This is a genomic window from Streptomyces sp. SID1328, assembly GCF_009865595.1.
Lineage (GTDB): Bacteria > Actinomycetota > Actinomycetes > Streptomycetales > Streptomycetaceae > Streptomyces > Streptomyces griseoluteus.
On sequence record NZ_WWKH01000539.1, the window covers coordinates 1 to 898 of the forward strand.

The 898-nt window shown below is 68.4% G+C and carries 2 protein-coding genes; both read left to right on the forward strand.

The features are described from left to right. Window positions 1-390: roadblock/LC7 domain-containing protein (locus GT030_RS16880; RefSeq protein ID WP_161201807.1), on the forward strand; the 390-nt coding region annotated here is incomplete at its 5' end. 111 nt (window positions 391-501) lie between these two features. Continuing rightward, window positions 502-898 (forward strand): DUF742 domain-containing protein (locus tag GT030_RS16885; RefSeq protein WP_030808431.1); only part of this gene is annotated, 397 nt, incomplete at its 3' end.

An 898-nucleotide genomic window follows, 5' to 3' on the forward strand; every position in this document is an offset into this window, starting at 1 on the left:
AACTGGTTGATCACCAACTTCGTGGACAACACCCCAGGGGTGTCGCACACGGTGGTGGTCTCCGCCGACGGCCTTCTGCTGGCGATGTCCGAAGGCTTCCCGAGGGACCGCGCCGACCAGTTGGCGGCCGTCGCGTCCGGCCTGACCTCTCTCACGGCCGGGGCGTCCCGGATCTTCGAGGGTGGCAGCGTGGCGCAGACCGTCGTCGAGATGGAACGCGGCTTTCTGTTCCTCATGTCCGTCTCGGACGGGTCGTCCCTCGCGGTCCTCGCGCACCCCGAGTGCGACATCGGCCTCGTGGGCTACGAGATGACCCTGCTCGTCGACCGCGCGGGTGCGGTACTCACCCCGGACCTGCGCGCCGAACTACAAGGCAGTCTGCTCCACTGACCCACCCCGGCACCACCCAGCACACGAAACAACCGTCCGGCCGCCACAATCCCCCCACCGGCCCCGTCAGACGGCACGACTGACCAACTTGCTGTCCCGCCCGGAGGATTCATGACCCCGCCCAACGCCTCTCATGATCCGTACGCGGAACCGTACGGCGATGAGGGCGACCAGCCACTGGTACGTCCTTACGCGATGACCGGTGGCCGGACCCGGCCGCGCTACCAGCTCGCCATCGAGGCGCTGATCAGCACCACGGCCGACCCGGCAGCGCTGATGGGAATGCTCCCTGAGCACCAGCGCATCTGCCACCTCTGCCGGGAGGTCAAGTCGGTCGCGGAGGTCTCCGCGCTCCTGGCCATGCCCCTGGGCGTGGCCCGCATTCTGGTGGCCGACCTCGCCGAGGCCGGCATGGTCGCCGTTCACCAGCCGGGCGGCGACGAGAACAACGGCGGCGCTCCCGATGTGACGCTGCTCGAAAGGGTGCTCAGTGGACTTCGCAAGCTCT